Here is a 16,412-nt window from a genome sequence, read left to right as displayed (position 1 = left end):
ATTAAATATTTTACATTGGCGCAGTTGTACTTTATGGATTATTTTGACGTGATGATAATTTAAGCTATCGATGATGTTGACAATCTAGACAGCTTTTTTATCCGATTGTAAAATACTACCAAGTCACGTTAAGACTTAACAACCTAATAAATTAAAAAATTGTAATGATTTTTATGATGAAATAATTGCTTTATTCAAAAAATTTTATGACAGCTATCAGATAAAAATTGAATATGAAGATTACAAATTTTTACGAGATTCAGAAGATGAGTTTTGTAAAGCAAAGATTAACTATTTTTGAAATGCTGTTTATGAAATAACAATGCTGTTAATCCACTCACTATTTATTGATGTCATTGATGGTGAGTGTTTTTCTTCTTTAGGCTAATACAGCAGCTTTTAACCTTTAAATTTAAGATGATAACTATGTTTTTTGAACGATTGAACGAATCTTTTTTTACATTTCGAACCGTGTACTGTGATGACGTAGCCATTGCGGATGATGCCTTAGTCAATTCAGATATACTGTTACCTGTTGTATTATTGTGTATTCGATATGCCATTAAAAATACGGCTCTTGAGGGGAAAGTATTCAATTTTAAGGCTTTTAAGCAAGAGGAATCATTGTGCTTTATTGCTGTGGACACGTTATATAGCTTTGATGATGAAGTCGCTGTCATGATTAGTGATGAATTAGGTGGCTTTAAAGCAATTAAAATGTGTGAATATAACTTAACTCGCAAGCTCGATTTAAAACCATTGGTAATGCTATTTAGAGACACATTTAAGTCAGCAGCAGAAAATGAAAATGTAGATGAGTCAGAGCTTTTAGATGACATATTTTCTGAACACTTTACATTAACATTAAGCCAGGACTTTATTGATAAGGCCCTATCGACACTTAATGACAACAAGTCAGGAAAACCTAAAGTAGGTGACCCTTTAGACTTTGAGCAATATTCAATTCTACGTACTGCGCCACCACAATTATTCGAAGAAATGGCCGTTGTCACTGTTGCCAGTTATTTGTCTGAAAAACCGTTAATTGAAGTACAAAAAATAAATGCAGAAGCGTTACCTGAAGTGAGTATCGATATAGTGCTGGCGACATTATTGGGTTCTCCAAAAAGCTTACAAGTATTAGCGAAGTATTTTAAGTGTCAGCCAAGCCAAGTCATTATGCCTGAACATATTTATATGTTGAGACAAAAGCTTAAAAATAAAGCGGTTACTCGCAGTATTAATGTAGAGAACGACACCAGTAAAAGCTGGTATGTAATTGCAAAAAGTTATGCTTCTCAGCTTGAATATGATGCTGATGTAAAATATTGCTGTGATGAAGGGTTTAGTGAAGGCAACTTTAACGAAGGCGAGTTTAATGAATCGTTGTTTATTGCAGCACTTTTAAACATGTCACACACAAGCGTCAAACAGTTAAAGCGGTTAAATAAATCCACTAACCATATTGGCAAAGCGCTAAAAATAGAAAAACAACTGTCTATAGAGTTAAACAATCAAGTTATAGGCCAACAAAAAGCCATTCAAAGCCTTACCAAAGGATATTTAACGTCAAATATTAGCCAAGGTGTAGGACCAAGATTAATTTTCACGTTTGCCGGACCTTCCGGTGTAGGTAAAACTTACCTGTCCTCAATTTTTTGTGATTTATTGAATCAATATGAATGTTCTGGGTACACGTTTACCCTTTTTAATATGGAACAGTATTCACATAAAAATGATGCGATGAAGTTGTTTGGTAGCGGGGTGCAATACAACGATGCTAACCTTGGTTTAATTACAAGTGCAGTTAGAGCGCAGCCTAGGCAGGTTATTCTATTTGATGAAATAGAAAAAGCACACAGCAATGTGACTCAATCTCTTTTGAGTATTTTAGATAGTGGCCAAGCACAAGACCAAACGAGTCAAGAGTTTGTTAATTTTGACCAGTGCATCATCATTTTTACCACTAACTTAGGCCAGGATGTATTAGCCAATAACAATCAACAGAATCAGTTAAATATTTTTGATGTTTTAAGGTATTCACAAAGTCCTGCGAACGGATCCAAGTTGTCTATTGAGTTTGTTAACCGATTATCTAAAGGGTACTCTGCATTATTTACACCTTTACAGATAAATCATTTTACTTATTTAGCAGAAAAAGAGCTTAATAAAGTCAGTGAACATCAAGACATGCTTGATTTTACTTGGCCTTCTAATTTCGCATCATTTTTATTGCAGTTATTAGCACCTGACATCACGGCAAGGCAGTTAACCGCCTCGTTATCGAAATTAAAAGCAGAAATTTTGGTTAAGTCGAGTGATCTTATTACTGATGACTTATCATCTATTTCTTGCAACGTATCCGTTAATGAAAACGTGGTTGGCATTGATGTAAAACAGGTATTAATATTTGATAATGATGAGCAATTCCAATCTAAGATTGAGCTTTTCGACCCTGGGTTAGCCACTAAGTTAGTTGTTGACGCAAAAAACATTAAGCAGATGATGCAACAATATCGACCGGACGCATTTTTAATTGATATGGACTCTGTTTCTAAGGCTCAATTATCTATCGATGAAATTACTGAACAAGTGCATGGTATCAACCCAAAAATTCCGATTTTTAGCTTTCGGTTAGTCAACAAAGATGTGGTTGAACATAAAAATCAATCCTTGAACCACCATATTCGGCAGCATTTTGAATTAGAAATTGAAACGATAGAAACAACATTTTCAGACATGCTAATGCGTATAAACTATTTTCTTACGACCGAAAAAACCATACGACGCATGATGTCTCGAAATGAAAGAGTTGAGTATCAATGTCGTGTTGAGTTAAAAAATAATGCATTGGACGTATCATTTAATAATCTATCCTATTGTCAGGTCATTCATTCAAAGGATTTACAAGAAACCAGTTTCTTTAATCACAGCCTGCCGAGCGACTCACTTGATGATGTTATTGGACTCGATAGGGCTAAAAAACGGTTAAAAGAGGTGATTAGCTGGCTTAAGGCACCTGATAAATTATTAAATTTCGGCGTAAAAGTGCCCACTGGCTTTTTGTTTGCTGGTCCTCCTGGGACGGGGAAAACACTATTAGCCAAAGCGGTTGCTGGGGAGTGTGAGTTACCCTTTTTTAGTGTGACCGCATCCGAACTGTCATCTCCTAATAATGGTGGTACAACTGAAAACATTAAAAAGTTGTTTGCCACCGCGAGAAAGTATTCACCGTCTATTGTCTTTATTGATGAAATTGATGCCATTGCCGGTCAACGAACTAATAATACTGATGGCAGCTCAAGAGACCGAAATTTAACGGTTAATGCGCTTTTAACGGAAATGGACGGCTTTTCAAGTGGTGATGCGCCAATATTTGTCATGGCGGCGACTAATTTCCCACAATTACTTGATAAAGCCATTACACGACCAGGTCGATTTGATGAGACAATTTATTGTGACTTACCAAATAAATCTGCCCGTTTAGCATTTTTTAAACGTTTTGCAGATAAGCATAATTTGAATTGGCAACAAACTGAATTACAGCAATTAGTGTCTTCAGCCCAAGGCATGTCTTCAGCACAAATAGAACAAGTTTTACGAGAGTCTGTTTACCAAGCTGTTGGTGACAATGAGCAACTATCTACTGAACACATAATAAAAACCATGATTAGAGTGGCCTATGGTTCTCCCTCAGAACATATATTATTGAGTGACGAAGCAAAGCTAAGCACGGCTTACCATGAAGCGGCACATTTGTTGGCTTATAAATTATTGTTCCCTAAACAACCAGTTGATTTTATTACTATTGAACCGAGAAATTTTACGTTAGGATTTGTTGCTACTCGGGAAGCAGAAGAATATGAAAGCCTGTCAAAGCGAAGAGTTATGAGCAAATTGCAAGTATTACTAGCGGGAAGAGTAGCAGAAAAATTGTGCTCCGGTGATAGTGATGAAGTGAGTACAGGCGCTTCGAGTGACATCGAAAAAGCAACTCAATTAGCCATGCATGCCATTTACGAAGGAGGGATTGAAGCAACCGTTGGCCCGATCAATATTGCCTTATTAACTAGATTCGAAGAAAGTGAATTGTTATCTGTTGCTCAATTAGCGGTGAAAAACTGGTTAGAATTGGCTGAAGTACAGGTAGAAAAATTGCTCAGTGACAATTATCAGTTACTGACTAACATTACTACAATACTACTGGAAAAAGAGTCTTTGCTCGGTGATGAGATTGAACAATTATTTTTCACTTAGCATTGTTTACACTTATGGCTAATGGGTGGCTCAGGTTTCTGTAGTAGCCCATTCAATATGACTTTGGCTTACTAAGACCGTAAACCAAAGTCATGCTAGAGCTTTATTTAGCTAGATAATAGAGTGGAATATAGCCATTTCACCCGTAAAATGTCTGCTTTCTCAAAAAATAATTCTTCAAAAAAGTAGAGAAAAGGAAGGGATTGAATATTATTTCTAAAGTGTTACTCGTACCAGTAAACCTATATTATTATTTGATAATGTAACCATCCCTTATATCGATCATATTTTAAGAAAGTTTTCCTCATTTAACAGCTCATACAATTTGGGCGGTAAATCATTCAGCGATTCATGCCCCTGTGTCAGGATTGTTGTCACCCCTTAAAATCATCCAATAATTAAATAGAGGAGGGGGGCGATGAGAGCCCAATGGCACGATATTCATCTGAACGTAAAGAAGCAGTTTTAAAAAAGTTATTGCCTCCCCACAAACCCCTGTGTCAGGATTATTGTCACCGCCTAGGCCAAATTCGTTAATGGCATAGCGGGATAACACCTTTCGCTCTGCTGGATTTATAGCTTTTTTCAATAATGTCTTTCAACGCCATATTTTGTAAACTGGCTTCTGCAAACATCTTTTTAAGTTTGCGTTCTCATGTGTTCAACTAAAGTCATGTACGAGGTAATAATATCACCTCTATTTAGGTGGCCCAAATAACTGTGCCACTACACTAATTATATTTTTTTGTAAATTGCTTAAACTCACGTGAACGAACGATAGTTTTGGCTTGTTGGAAAAGTTCATTTTGATCATTAGAATACTCGACCTGACTCTTCTTAGCCCCTTTTGTTGTTAAGCCTTGTAGTAATTCCCTTGCTGATTCAAACATTGAATTTTCGCTTTCCTGGCGATTTTTTTCAGCAGCAACTTTCAACATGCGGATTATTGATTTAGGCACTGCTTCCATTTCGGTTATTTGATTAAATTTAAAGTCCTCATATTTATTGTAAAGGTTAAAGACTAAAATGTGTGAGCTCGTATTTAGACAAATTATGTCCGTTGAAATGAAGGTGTCTGGATATATCGCGATATATAAACAGCCTAAATCAAATAATAGTTTGTCTCGTAACGCACTTTGTTGGATGTTATTAGCTGAAAGGCAATATATTCCGGAAAACATTTCTCCCATCAACTCAGAAAATTTTTCTGGGGAAACGTAAGTGTTAACAATCAGAAATAATAATTTATTAAGTTCTGAATATAAAATATTGGTAAGCTCTTCGTATGAGTTTGTATTTTCAGCATTAAGAAATTGTTCACATAAGTTCTGGAAACTATCTAGATAGACTTTGGGGTCACCCTCTTCAGAGCCTAATGTAGCGACTATATTATTAAAGCAATACTCAATATGGCTCTTATTGTTATCGATATTTTCACTTTTACTCATCTGTGTTAAGTGTATAAATAATGCTGACTGAGGAGTATAGTCACTTTTATTTTTTGACTCTGAAAATAGTTTATTATAACAGGCAATCTCTAGGTCGAAAGCGCTTTTCTCGAGAAAGTAGGACTGTGGGATAGAATTGTTATAACTAAGGTTTGCGTAAGCATTCAGTAATCCAGCTTTGTTAGTCTCTGACGACAGAAGTTGTTTTTCACAAGCTCTGCGACTTCTGATTTCGTAAACAAAACTATTATTATTTGCAACAGGTGGTATTGCGGTTGTTTGCAGTTTTTGGTCGTCATCTACATACTCATATGACTCATGAACCGATATTTCATGACTAACTAATAACAATTTATCCACAAAGGAATCATCGTAACTAGGTGACTCTAAATAGTTCTTATAACATGGGTTAACCTGGCCTAAAAGAATGCTTAGAAGCCATCTGGCGCTATTTTTTTCTTTACAGGTATCTCGATAAATACCTGTGGGTTTATCATCTATTATTTTAACTTCGTAAGTATATATAGCGCCTTTTTTCAGTAATTCAAAAACTAACCTTTGTGAATAAGAGTAACCTTTAAGTGCAACCTGTTTTGCATAATAATAGCATGCGCCTTCCTTTTTATTTTCTTCGCTAATGAGTTCAACCAAATCTAGCGCATCTTGAAGTCTGTTATTGTACATGGCCAAGTTCATGAGAGCGATATTCAGATTTAAAGCTCGTTTCGGACTTGCTGCTTGAATTTCTTTTTTCACTAATGCATATAATTTTAAGTAATCATCTTCTAAAATAATGCCATCTAAATCAGTATCTTTAGAAAATTTAGCAAGTAATAGACTTGTTGGTTCGAAGTATCCTTGCTGGGCAGATTTTATGGCAAATGTACCCAAAGAAAGATGCTTGGTTTTTATATAGGCTTTTGCTAGAAACCCCCTACAATTTAGTTGGCCAAAATCGACCGCTTTTTCAAGAAAATCTATCTGCTCATCAATTGATATATGCGTTTGCAGCTCAGGTCGGTTTTCTAGTACCCATGCTAGGTCATGAGCACTATCAAATGAATTGAGAGAAATATTCTGGAGATGCATTTCAATACCAGAGGGAATATTCTCTTCAAAACCTAATGTTCTATATTCTGTCTCAAGGTAAATGCTGGCTAGGTATCGCCGGCACCCTGTACTTCCTTGTTCATCGCCTGCATGCAGGTAAGTTAAGCTTTTTTGAGTATTTTGAGCGACTTCGCTATCATTTTTACTGTATTTATAGCCTAACCAATAAACAGCATCTAAATATCCTTTACTGGCTAATTGATGTATCTCTTCAATAGCTTGTTCTTTATTTTTATTCGCGTGAAGTTGAGCGAGGAAATAACTATATTTTTCTGCAAGGTTAAAGCTTGTATAATTGGCTGATTGCTCAAAAATATGGTTCATAAATTCATTCGAATCTACAATGCCATATTTATTTTTTAAAAACTGTGTCGGGCAGTTGCTATTCTCGATATTGTCATCAAATAGTTTTGCTAAACGATAGGTTGCTCTAATATCACCCGCTTGGTGTGCTTTAGTGTAATACTCAGTCGCTTTATCTTCGTCACCACCATATTTTGTGTCTTCAAATCCATATAGCACTCCTAGTTCAAAATTCGCTTCTCGGCAGTCGGTAAGTGCTGCTTTTTGTAAATATTGATACGCTATTTCAGGCTCTATTTTTATTCCAAATCGGCCAAGGAGATTGAATTTAGCTAAAACCACATAATCGATAGACTCTTTTAAAAACTTATTTTCAAGTTCTACTTTATATTTAAGCGCTTCATTTACAGGCCAAGGCATGCTTAGTTTTAAATAAGCTTGCTGACTGTTTAACTCATGAATATTTACATGTGTTGAAGATGTTGAGGGTAATGGTGATTTTTTATTCTTTATTCTGATCAATTTATTGAGTTGGTTTAAAATCGTCTGGAAGTGAACAGAGTCTTTGTCTTCAAAGTGAATAAACTGAATTCCATTGAGCTCTGTCACCCACTCCGAACATTTTTCTTCAATAACATTAACTGGTACGCCTACAGAGATAGGAATAAGCTTTTTATCTTTCAATGCCCAATTAAGCTCTTCAATAATAAAGTTTTGCCCGTCATTATTACCATGTTCAATCCTTGCGAGGTAATCCTCTGTGAAAAAGGCTAAAACATAATTGGAATTATGCATAGCTTGCTGTAGCTCATTTGCCCAATTAGTTCCCGGCAACAAGCCTTTTTTGTCAATGAATACGGTAAAGTCATCATTCTTTAAAAAACTCGCAAAATCATGCGCTAAAGCGTCATCTGCACCTACTTTATAACTAACAAAGCAATCAAACATATTAAAATCTATTCCTAATTATACTTAAACAACATGCCTAGGGGTACAGTTCTCATTCTCGAGAGTGATGTGGATAGCTTAAATAGTCACAGCTGTGTCGTTTAACAAGCACTTTAATTCGATTCATTTTGAACTAATTCAACGCTAGAACAATGGTAAGTCAAAGTTTTCTAGACACTTTCTGTGGAATAAGATCAGAACAATCTTGATCTGATCTTAAGGCTAAATATTTTGGGTTATCACTATCTTCGTACTTTTAGATCGGAGAGCCCTTCATAGTGACTCCATTCGCAATGCTCGATAATTGCCTCATTTGCTATTTCTCTTAGACAGTAATCGATGGAGTTCTTATCATTTTCAGCTATGATTGATACGGCTCGTTCATAAAGCTTCGATAAATTTTCGTAACCTGTGGCGGTGGATTGATAGCCGGCTAATTCGCACCAAAGCGCAGTAACACCTGCTAACATTACTAAAATTTGTACGATAATCATCGTCCAAGATTGAATATGTAGACTAAAAGTGAACTGAGTTATTAACAAACAAATACCTGAAAATATAGCTAAGAGAAAAAGTATTCTTGAAACCAATGAAATATCTTTGTGTGCCAACTTTGGTCGATTGAAAATGAATGTTTTAAATGGCCAAAAAGACTTTTCTATGTTTAGATTTTTTTTCAAAAAATCATTCTGATTTTCTAGCCAATCTATTCTAATTCTTTCGTAACAAACAGGCTTTCTTGAACGCCACCAGTCCAACTCTGCAAGTGCAATGGCCTGATTGAACAAGGGGAGTGTTTCTTGATAACGTCTAGGAACCAACGGTTTGTTATTTGGTGCTATGTCAGCAAGATTAAGAAATCCACGGATCCGGAAACATTCTGCGATTCCTCTATATATTTGGTATTTCCATTTTAATTGCTTAGTAGCTGAATAATATATTAAATAGTAGCAAAGTGAGATAGACAAAAGGATTAGTACGTTTAGAACCATACCTATCTGCTTACCAACGTAGCTACCAAGAAACTCATAAAAAAATAGTCCCAATAGAGATATAACAAAAAAGAGTGTCATTATATTTCGATATTTTGATTGGAACTTACCAGCATTGTAATCTGCAGTGTTAAATAATGAAGCGCTATACCCTAATCCAGCTTGCGTTTGTTCTAATTGTTGGCTAGGTATTTCATCCATTAATTCTGTGTTATAGAATTGTAATTGACTCATTAGTTGTATAAATTGAGCTGACAGGTACTTCTGTATCGCTGGATGTTTTTTTACATTCAAATTATTGGTAATATAAATGCTAAATGGTGAGTCTATAGCCGTTTCTTCTAACTTTGTAAAACAAGATGAGATAATTGGTTTTGTAGATTCAATAAGACGTAACACTGGAATATGTTGAATAACGCCTCCGGTTCCACCATCAAAATCATTCATTGGCAAAAGAGCTGAGTGATCCGTTCCTTTTGGCCAGTCAATTTTTTGTCCTAATTTTATCGATACTACGTCGGCAGTACCACCTATTCCTTCACTGGCATGGCCATCCCAAAGGGCAATAATTACATTTGCGTATTTACTTAAAAATGCGCCTAAATTCAGATAAAGACTGCAACGATCTTCACCGTAATTAAGGTCTGCCATTGCAGATCTGTAGCGTTCTATTGTTAATCCACTCTCTATAATTAAATGTTCATTTTTATGTTTATCGAATAGTCGTCGAAATCCTTCTAACCCAAATTGACGTTCATGCAAAGGTTCTGCGAAATCAGTTTCATAAGCAGAAATCAACATCGGCAGACAAGGAATTATTATCAATTGTTCGCTTTGCCATCCTTCATTGATTAGTTCATTTGCAGCCTCAACTGCAAGCAGGTCTGCACCTTCAGCCATACCACTAAGTAACCATATTGGTGTTGTGTCATTTAGTTGTGTTCGCCAATACAGTAAGCAGCTCTTAATGGCTTTTTTTACTCCTTCTAAACCGCTTTTGGAATCCTTAGTTAGCCCGATAACGTCTCTATGACCGGAAATACCAATTATAAAAGGTATTTTTTTTGAACTTTCATTATTGTTTTGTTGTGTAAATTCCATTTAATAGGTTCTTCTTGTAAATTTATCGTGATATTTGCATTTTAAATAAGGTGAGGATTTGTTATTTTTAGTAGTTAATAATCATACTTTATTTGATTTTTATGTGTTTATCTAATGATTAATAAGATTTTTTGTGATTGGCTATCCTACAGGGTGAGATCGTTAACGTTTTTTTGAACTGCTGATATTGACACACAATCTGTTTGACGCCTTGGCTTAGCTGTGATCTTATACTCTCTTTTAGGAGAGTAAATTATGTACCTTGAAGCCTTCACAACTTTTTTCAGCGAGCTTACCGACACTCGTCAATCAGCTAAAATTACTTATCCTCTCGAAGATATTTTATTTGTTACTCTCTGTGGTGTTATCGCAGGAGTCGAGGGCTGGAGCGAGATCCGTGATTACGCTGACGGTCATCTTGATTGGTTTCAACAGCATGGATATTTAAGTGATGGTGTCCCTGTCGATGACACCATCGCGAGGACCATCTCACGCATTGACCCCGAGCAATTTAGGCTGTGTTTCATAAAGTGGATGCAAGCCGTGCATGAAATAACGCAAGGTCAACTTATCGCGATAGACGGCAAGACATTAAGAGGCTCCTATCAACGTGGAAACCGACAATCAACAATTCATATGGTGAAAATGCATTTGCATGTAAAAACAAACTCGTTCTTGGGCAAGTCAAGACCTCTGAAAAGTCCAATGAAATCACTGCAATCCCAGAGCTAATAAAGCTTCTGGATATTGAAGATGCTTTGGTTTCGATTGATGCCATGGGCTGCCAAGTTAACATTGCAGAGCACATTATCGAGCAAGGTGACGATTACTTATTTACGCTAAAAAGTAATCAGGGCAATCTACATAAAGCTGTAAAAACAGCATTTTCTGAGACACGTAAAGCCCCGCTAGGCGGCGTAAGCTTTGAGCTACAACATGGTCGTATCGAAGCGCGAGTTTACCATGTATTAAGTGCCAAACAGTTTAAAGAAGAATTCTCACAATGGCCTCAATTACAAACACTTAGCATGAGTATGAGCTTTCGTCAGCAAAAAGGAAAAGCGCCTGAGCTCATGTATCGTTACCATATCAGTTCCGCTGAACTGACAGAGCAGCAACTCGCTGAAGCGGTGCGTGCTCATTGGGCTGTAGAAAATAGCCTGCATTGGGTGTTAGATGTCTGTATGGCTGAAGATGCTTGCCAAATTTATCAAGACCATGGTGCTGAAAATTGGGCTATGTTACGCCAAGCCGCATTGAATATGCTTAGAAGCGAACCTTCAAAGGGAAGCATACCAGCTAAACAAAAACGAGCCTGGATGAAAACAGCATACTTAGAAGCGGTATTAAATGCTGGATTCAGTGATATGGCTAATTAATGAACACTCATGCGGTTGCCCTGGGCTATCCTAACATCGAATTTTTACCGTTTCCTGTAAATGAATGATTATCAGCATTTTCGGATTCTTTTATCCAGCTACCCCGAGGAACTGTGAGCTAACTCCTGGATTTCTTAAAGCTTCAGCAATGCTGTAATTTTACTCTCTTACCAGCGCACTGGCATCAAGAATAAATTCTTTTGAATAGTTTTTACCTGTAGTAATTTCGATCTCTAGTTAAAGCAACTATCTCTTAACCGTAGTCGTCATATCAATTAAATTTCGTGATCCTTTTAATTTATATTCATTTTTTTGCGTAAAAAAATATATTTTACGTCACTCCATGTTTTTCATCATTTCTTTAAGCTAATCCCAATCGCATATGACTTTAGTATGCATAACAAAAAGAAAGGATTAAAACATGAAAGCAATGATTAAAAGTAACATTAAATTTGGCGTCGTTTTGGGTTTGAGTGCATTAGTACTCGTAGGATGCGGCGGGTCTTCTGACGAAGAACAAATGACTTGGCTAAATGAGTGGAATAGTTCTGGGAATTATCAAGCTAATCTTAAAATGTTAGGTGTGTGCTTTAAAAAAGTGGGTATTAGAAGTATGACTCAAGAAATGAGTGATTCACAAAATGAAGCCGTCAATGAATGTGAGTTAGATTATATAACGGATTTAGCGGAAAAAGATGGCATTAGCCTGGATAGAGAGTTGTTAGCTAATAATATTATTCAGCTTTAACGTTGCAAATCTAATACAAGGATTGAAAATGTCATTAACAAATAAAAGCTTAGAACTGACTTGTGATGCAAAAAAAACAGTAGGGCAAGTCACGCACGAGTTGAATCAGTCACCTTCTTTTCAACAAGCTAAGTCTGCTATCACCAATACAACAAATAGTGCGTTAACTGCAGATATACCGAATATTAAATTAATGAACTTTTTTGCGGTATTCAGTCTAGCTTTAATGCTGTTAAGTACATTTTTTCCTGTGATGAACGTATTGGGCAGTAGAATGCCATTAAGTGACTTAGCACCAATATGGTTATACATAGTGACCATTTTTGCACTGTGTAGTCATCTTTTTGGATTTAAGCAGTTAATTTCACACGGTACTTTAATTATTCTATTACTGTCTATTTCCTTTACCGTTTATCAAGAGATATCCGACGTATTTCAAGCAACACAAATGTTTGGTAGCGTTAATCGCAAAGAAGTTATAAGAGGAATTGTTGAAGGGTTAAGGTATGCGGATGTTGGCTTCTATATGTTTATATCAAGCTTCGTACTGACTGTGATTGCAACGATAAAGCCAGGCTATAAAACTAATCATGCACTGTGGGATAAACTGGTTAGCAAATAGGTTATTACTCTCAAGGTCAGTTGTAAACTGGCCTTTTTTATGGATGTGTTTATGCATTTTATGCCTAGAAAGCAACATATTTATACTCCTGTTAATTCAGTTGGTAGAGACTATATAGTTGGTGATATTCATGGTCAAATTAAGCATTTATATAAAAAATTAGCAATATTAGGCTTTGATTTTAAAAGAGATCGGCTTTTTTGTACTGGTGATATCATTAGTAAGGGGCTAGGCAGTATTGATTGCCTTAACTTGCTCACTAAAAAATGGTTTTTTTCTGTTTTGGGAAACCACGAACAACTTTTTTTATTAGGATTTCAGTGTTCAAGTTATTGGGCTTTTTTAATCAAAAACGGAGGAGGTTGGTTAGCAGAAAATATTAGTCATTATGATGTATTACTTCGATGGAAAACTATCATTGATATCACCATGCCACTAACAAGGACAATTCAAGTAGGCTGTACATTTATTGGAATTAGCCATGCTTCAGCTTTAACTTCTTGGGGCAAGCTTCAACACGATGAATTGTCCGATGAGGATATATGGAATGTGCTTTGGAGTAGGCCATTACATGACCTAAATATGTGCACTGCAATTGAAGACATTGATTATGTCGTCCACGGGCACAGTCCAGTGAGGGAGATAGTTCAATACGAGAATCGTTTTTGGATAGACACTTTTACCTCAACACAAGAATTGACGATCGTTAATTTAACTGATTTACCCATTGCATTAGTCAATAGGTTGTAATTGCTAGTAATATAGGCTGAACTAGTTGATAATTTACATCATTATTATATTGAACAATATAGGGAATATAGTGTCCATTAGAGAGCTAAGTAATGCCACTGAATTACTGTTAGGTTGGCAAAATAGAGATAAGCATAAAAGCGAGGAATTCCTCATTTATGCGTATCAAGATATTCGATCTATAGTCGAAAAGTATCTTTCACATCATCGTCCAAATGAAACAATTTTACATGATGCATCTATTACAGAGCTGGCCAATGAGTCTGTTGTGAAGTTACATCGTTGGCGTAACGATGAGCAGCCCTTTGAAGGGAGGCAAGATTTTTTTGATTACGTACGCGTCTCAGTTTGGCATTTACTCTTTGGTAAACCACATCAATCCTTACTAAATCAACAAAAAGCTAAGCATGAATACCTTCAATTACAGTTGACGGATGCAGAGGTGTCTTTACCTAATTGGACAGAGAATCTTACGTTATCTTCTGTGTTGGAGCTTTTACAGAAGTCATATCCGAGACAAGCTGAAGTATTTGAGTTGAAAAATTTTGCCATGGTAACACATCAGCAAATCGCTGATATGTTAGATTTATCGACCAGAACAGTTGATAACGATTTACAATTTGCCACGGCTTGGCTTAGAACAAAGCTTACAGAATGATAGATATTGTTTCTCTGTTCGCTGAGTTATCGAGTTTAAATACCCTAGAACAACAGCAACGTTTACAGCCATTAAAGATACAATTTCCTGAGCAAGTTAATGAACTTGAGAAAATGCTCGCCATTAATCATACTCCCGTATCAAGTAGTGAACTAATAGAATCACAAATGTCCAATGTTGTTGATTTATCCTATGAATCCTTAATTGGACAAATTGTCATGGGTTTTACTGTCACCAAGCTTGTATCTGAAGCTGGCGGTATGGGCTTGGTATTTGAAGGTGAACAGCGCTTAATCTGTACTGATAGTCATAAAGGAGAGGCACATAAAGCGGCTATTAAAATTCTGCGAGCCAATAAGTTTAGTTCAACGCAACAACGAGCCATTTTTTTTAATGAAGCCACAACCTTAATGTCACTAGACCATCCCAATGTATGCAGCATATATGGAGTATCTGAGGTGCTTGGTTCCGCTTGTATTGTGATGGACTTTATTGATGGACAAGGATTAGATATTTGGTTGGCGAGTAGTAAAAAGAATTTAAAGCAGAAACTGAATATATTTGAGCAACTATTAGGCGCAGTAAGCTATTTACATCGAAAACATCTTTACCATGGTGATTTAAAACCGCAAAATATCATCATCAATGATCAAGGTCATTTAGTATTAATCGATCTTGGTCTCGCTAGAAAGTACAAACGAAATATGAATGACCCATTCGTTTCTGCTTATACAATTAAAGCATTCACTCGCTTTTGGAGTGCACCAGAGCAAATCGCAGGAGAACTTTCTTCCGCACAATCTGATGTATATTCACTTGGTGTGTTATTGCATTATGTATTAACCGGTACCACTGTTTTACCAGGGCATCAGTTAGGGGGTAAATACTCAGAATTAAATGCCATCATTAACAAAGCATTATCTAATAATCCTGAATTTAGGTTTCCTGATGCTTTAGCATTTGAACAGAGCATTCACAGATTTAAAGCTGGATTACCTGTAGTTGAATACTCACAAAGCACTTATTATTTATTCCAAAAATTGCTGAAACGCAAACCCTTCACATCTCTTGCATGCATGTTGTTTGTGTACTCATTTGCAACCACGGTCTGGATTTTTACTCACTAAAATTACTTAATAAAATTATTCAATAAATTGCGTATTTTTTTTTAACTTCTGTCACTGCAGTAATCTACTGCTATTTCATATTATAGCCACAAGTTAATCACAAACGCTGTAAGCGCGTTTGTGTTTATAACGATGTTGAATAATAAAATAATAGAGAGAAATCAATGAATTCAGATCATAATGTTGAAAAAAAAACCGGACTTAAACAGAGCTTACTTGAGACATTTAAAGGGCTAGATACAAAAAACAAAACTATGGTCATCGGTGGTGTCATATTAGTATTTGGGATTTTACTGTCATTTTCTGGCTCGGTAAATACAGGGAATATTGGTGAAACATTTCCTCAGGAAGCCTCTGTTAAAGAGCAATGTCACTTTATTGGAGAATACGAACGAAGTATGTATCGTGCTGCCGTTGAAGGCGCTTCTGCTGAAGATATTCTTGAGTTAATGAATAATGATATAAAAGATCCTGAAGAGTTTAAGCATTCGCCAGCCCAGTATTTTTACAAGATAAAGCAAAGTAGCATCAGAAAAGTCGACAATTTAGTTGCCAAGGTAACTGGGGAAAAGTTTCAATCTAAATCGGGCAGTGAGCAAAATGAAAAAATCGATTATAGAGGTAAACGATTAGAATCTGAATGTTTAGCAGGTTTTAACCGCTCTAAATAGAATTGATTGATCATATTTCTTATCGCTATATGGCTTGAGTAGGGGAGTTGTACTCAAGCCATCAAATTGATTAACAGCTCTAGACCAGGGCGAGGGCGCGAGCATTTACCATACAGATTTAGTCTGTTTTTAGAGCTAAATTTGTTCATTACGCTATCAATTCATCAATGGTTGTAAGTGATTCAGTATTGAAATTTTCGTAGTGACCAAAAAACGCACACTCATTCGTCTACGATGCCCTGTGTCACAATCCTAATAAATAATGAGAAACATTACTTTGTAAGAGTCTAATAAATAT

9 protein-coding genes and 1 pseudogene are annotated in these 16,412 nt (G+C 36.0%); 8 read left to right on the top strand and 2 right to left on the bottom strand.

Going from position 1 to position 16,412, the window contains the following annotated elements:
• The first annotated feature begins 426 nt into the window (after positions 1–426).
• Positions 427–4,257, top strand: coding sequence for an AAA family ATPase (locus AAEY98_RS17170; protein ID WP_351018405.1), 3,831 nt, complete (start codon positions 427–429; stop codon positions 4,255–4,257).
• A 731-nt stretch (positions 4,258–4,988) separates the two neighbouring features.
• On the opposite strand, the gene AAEY98_RS17165 is transcribed toward AAEY98_RS17170, so the two are convergent.
• Both AAEY98_RS17165 and AAEY98_RS17160 read right to left on the bottom strand, forming a co-directional pair.
• Positions 4,989–8,066: a TIR domain-containing protein gene (locus AAEY98_RS17165; RefSeq protein WP_351018402.1), complete on the bottom strand. Its 3,078-nt coding sequence runs from the start codon at positions 8,064–8,066 to the stop codon at positions 4,989–4,991.
• Between the two features lie 242 nt (positions 8,067–8,308).
• Positions 8,309–10,159: a hypothetical protein gene (locus tag AAEY98_RS17160; protein ID WP_351018399.1), complete on the bottom strand. Its 1,851-nt coding sequence runs from the start codon at positions 10,157–10,159 to the stop codon at positions 8,309–8,311.
• Positions 10,160–10,414: 255 nt separating this feature from the next.
• On the opposite strand from AAEY98_RS17160, the pseudogene AAEY98_RS17155 reads away from it, so the two are divergent.
• From AAEY98_RS17155 to AAEY98_RS17125, 7 genes and pseudogenes are all read left to right on the top strand, one after another.
• A pseudogene (locus tag AAEY98_RS17155) lies at positions 10,415–11,538 on the top strand (ISAs1 family transposase).
• A gap of 421 nt (positions 11,539–11,959) precedes the next feature.
• A complete protein-coding gene (locus tag AAEY98_RS17150) occupies positions 11,960–12,286 on the top strand; it encodes a hypothetical protein (protein WP_182745147.1) in 327 nt (108 codons plus the stop codon).
• 28 nt (positions 12,287–12,314) lie between these two features.
• Positions 12,315–12,908: a hypothetical protein gene (locus AAEY98_RS17145; protein ID WP_351018396.1), complete on the top strand. Its 594-nt coding sequence runs from the start codon at positions 12,315–12,317 to the stop codon at positions 12,906–12,908.
• A gap of 51 nt (positions 12,909–12,959) precedes the next feature.
• The gene (locus AAEY98_RS17140; RefSeq protein ID WP_351011625.1) at positions 12,960–13,658 is read left to right on the top strand and encodes a metallophosphoesterase; all 699 of its coding nucleotides are present in this window, start codon (positions 12,960–12,962) and stop codon (positions 13,656–13,658) included.
• Between the two features lie 70 nt (positions 13,659–13,728).
• Positions 13,729–14,316 carry an ECF-type sigma factor gene (locus tag AAEY98_RS17135; RefSeq protein WP_182745141.1) on the top strand — a complete coding sequence of 196 codons (588 nt, stop codon included), beginning with the start codon at positions 13,729–13,731 and terminating at the stop codon, positions 14,314–14,316.
• Entirely contained in the window at positions 14,313–15,443 is a 1,131-nt protein-coding gene (locus AAEY98_RS17130; RefSeq protein ID WP_351018393.1) for a serine/threonine protein kinase, read from the top strand. The genes AAEY98_RS17135 and AAEY98_RS17130 overlap by 4 nt, the downstream gene beginning before the upstream one ends.
• A 164-nt stretch (positions 15,444–15,607) precedes the next feature.
• Positions 15,608–16,114 (top strand): hypothetical protein, encoded by a 507-nt coding sequence (locus AAEY98_RS17125; RefSeq protein WP_351018390.1) that lies wholly within the window; start codon positions 15,608–15,610, stop codon positions 16,112–16,114.
• Positions 16,115–16,412: the final 298 nt, after the last annotated feature.

This window comes from Shewanella sp. AC91-MNA-CIBAN-0169 (assembly GCF_040310165.1).
Classification (GTDB): domain Bacteria; phylum Pseudomonadota; class Gammaproteobacteria; order Enterobacterales; family Shewanellaceae; genus Shewanella.
The sequence above is the reverse complement of the archived record's forward strand: the minus strand, read 5'-3'. Positions and strand labels throughout refer to the sequence as shown.

Bases quoted from the DNA above. Each gene is read 5' to 3' on its own strand.
- AAEY98_RS17170 (WP_351018405.1), top strand. From the start codon at position 427: ATGTTTTTTGAACGATTGAACGAATCTTTTTTTACATTTCGAACCGTG.
- AAEY98_RS17165 (WP_351018402.1), bottom strand. From the start codon at position 8,066: ATGTTTGATTGCTTTGTTAGTTATAAAGTAGGTGCAGATGACGCTTTA.
- AAEY98_RS17160 (WP_351018399.1), bottom strand. From the start codon at position 10,159: ATGGAATTTACACAACAAAACAATAATGAAAGTTCAAAAAAAATACCT.
- AAEY98_RS17150 (WP_182745147.1), top strand. From the start codon at position 11,960: ATGAAAGCAATGATTAAAAGTAACATTAAATTTGGCGTCGTTTTGGGT.
- AAEY98_RS17145 (WP_351018396.1), top strand. From the start codon at position 12,315: ATGTCATTAACAAATAAAAGCTTAGAACTGACTTGTGATGCAAAAAAA.
- AAEY98_RS17140 (WP_351011625.1), top strand. From the start codon at position 12,960: ATGCATTTTATGCCTAGAAAGCAACATATTTATACTCCTGTTAATTCA.
- AAEY98_RS17130 (WP_351018393.1), top strand. From the start codon at position 14,313: ATGATAGATATTGTTTCTCTGTTCGCTGAGTTATCGAGTTTAAATACC.
- AAEY98_RS17125 (WP_351018390.1), top strand. From the start codon at position 15,608: ATGAATTCAGATCATAATGTTGAAAAAAAAACCGGACTTAAACAGAGC.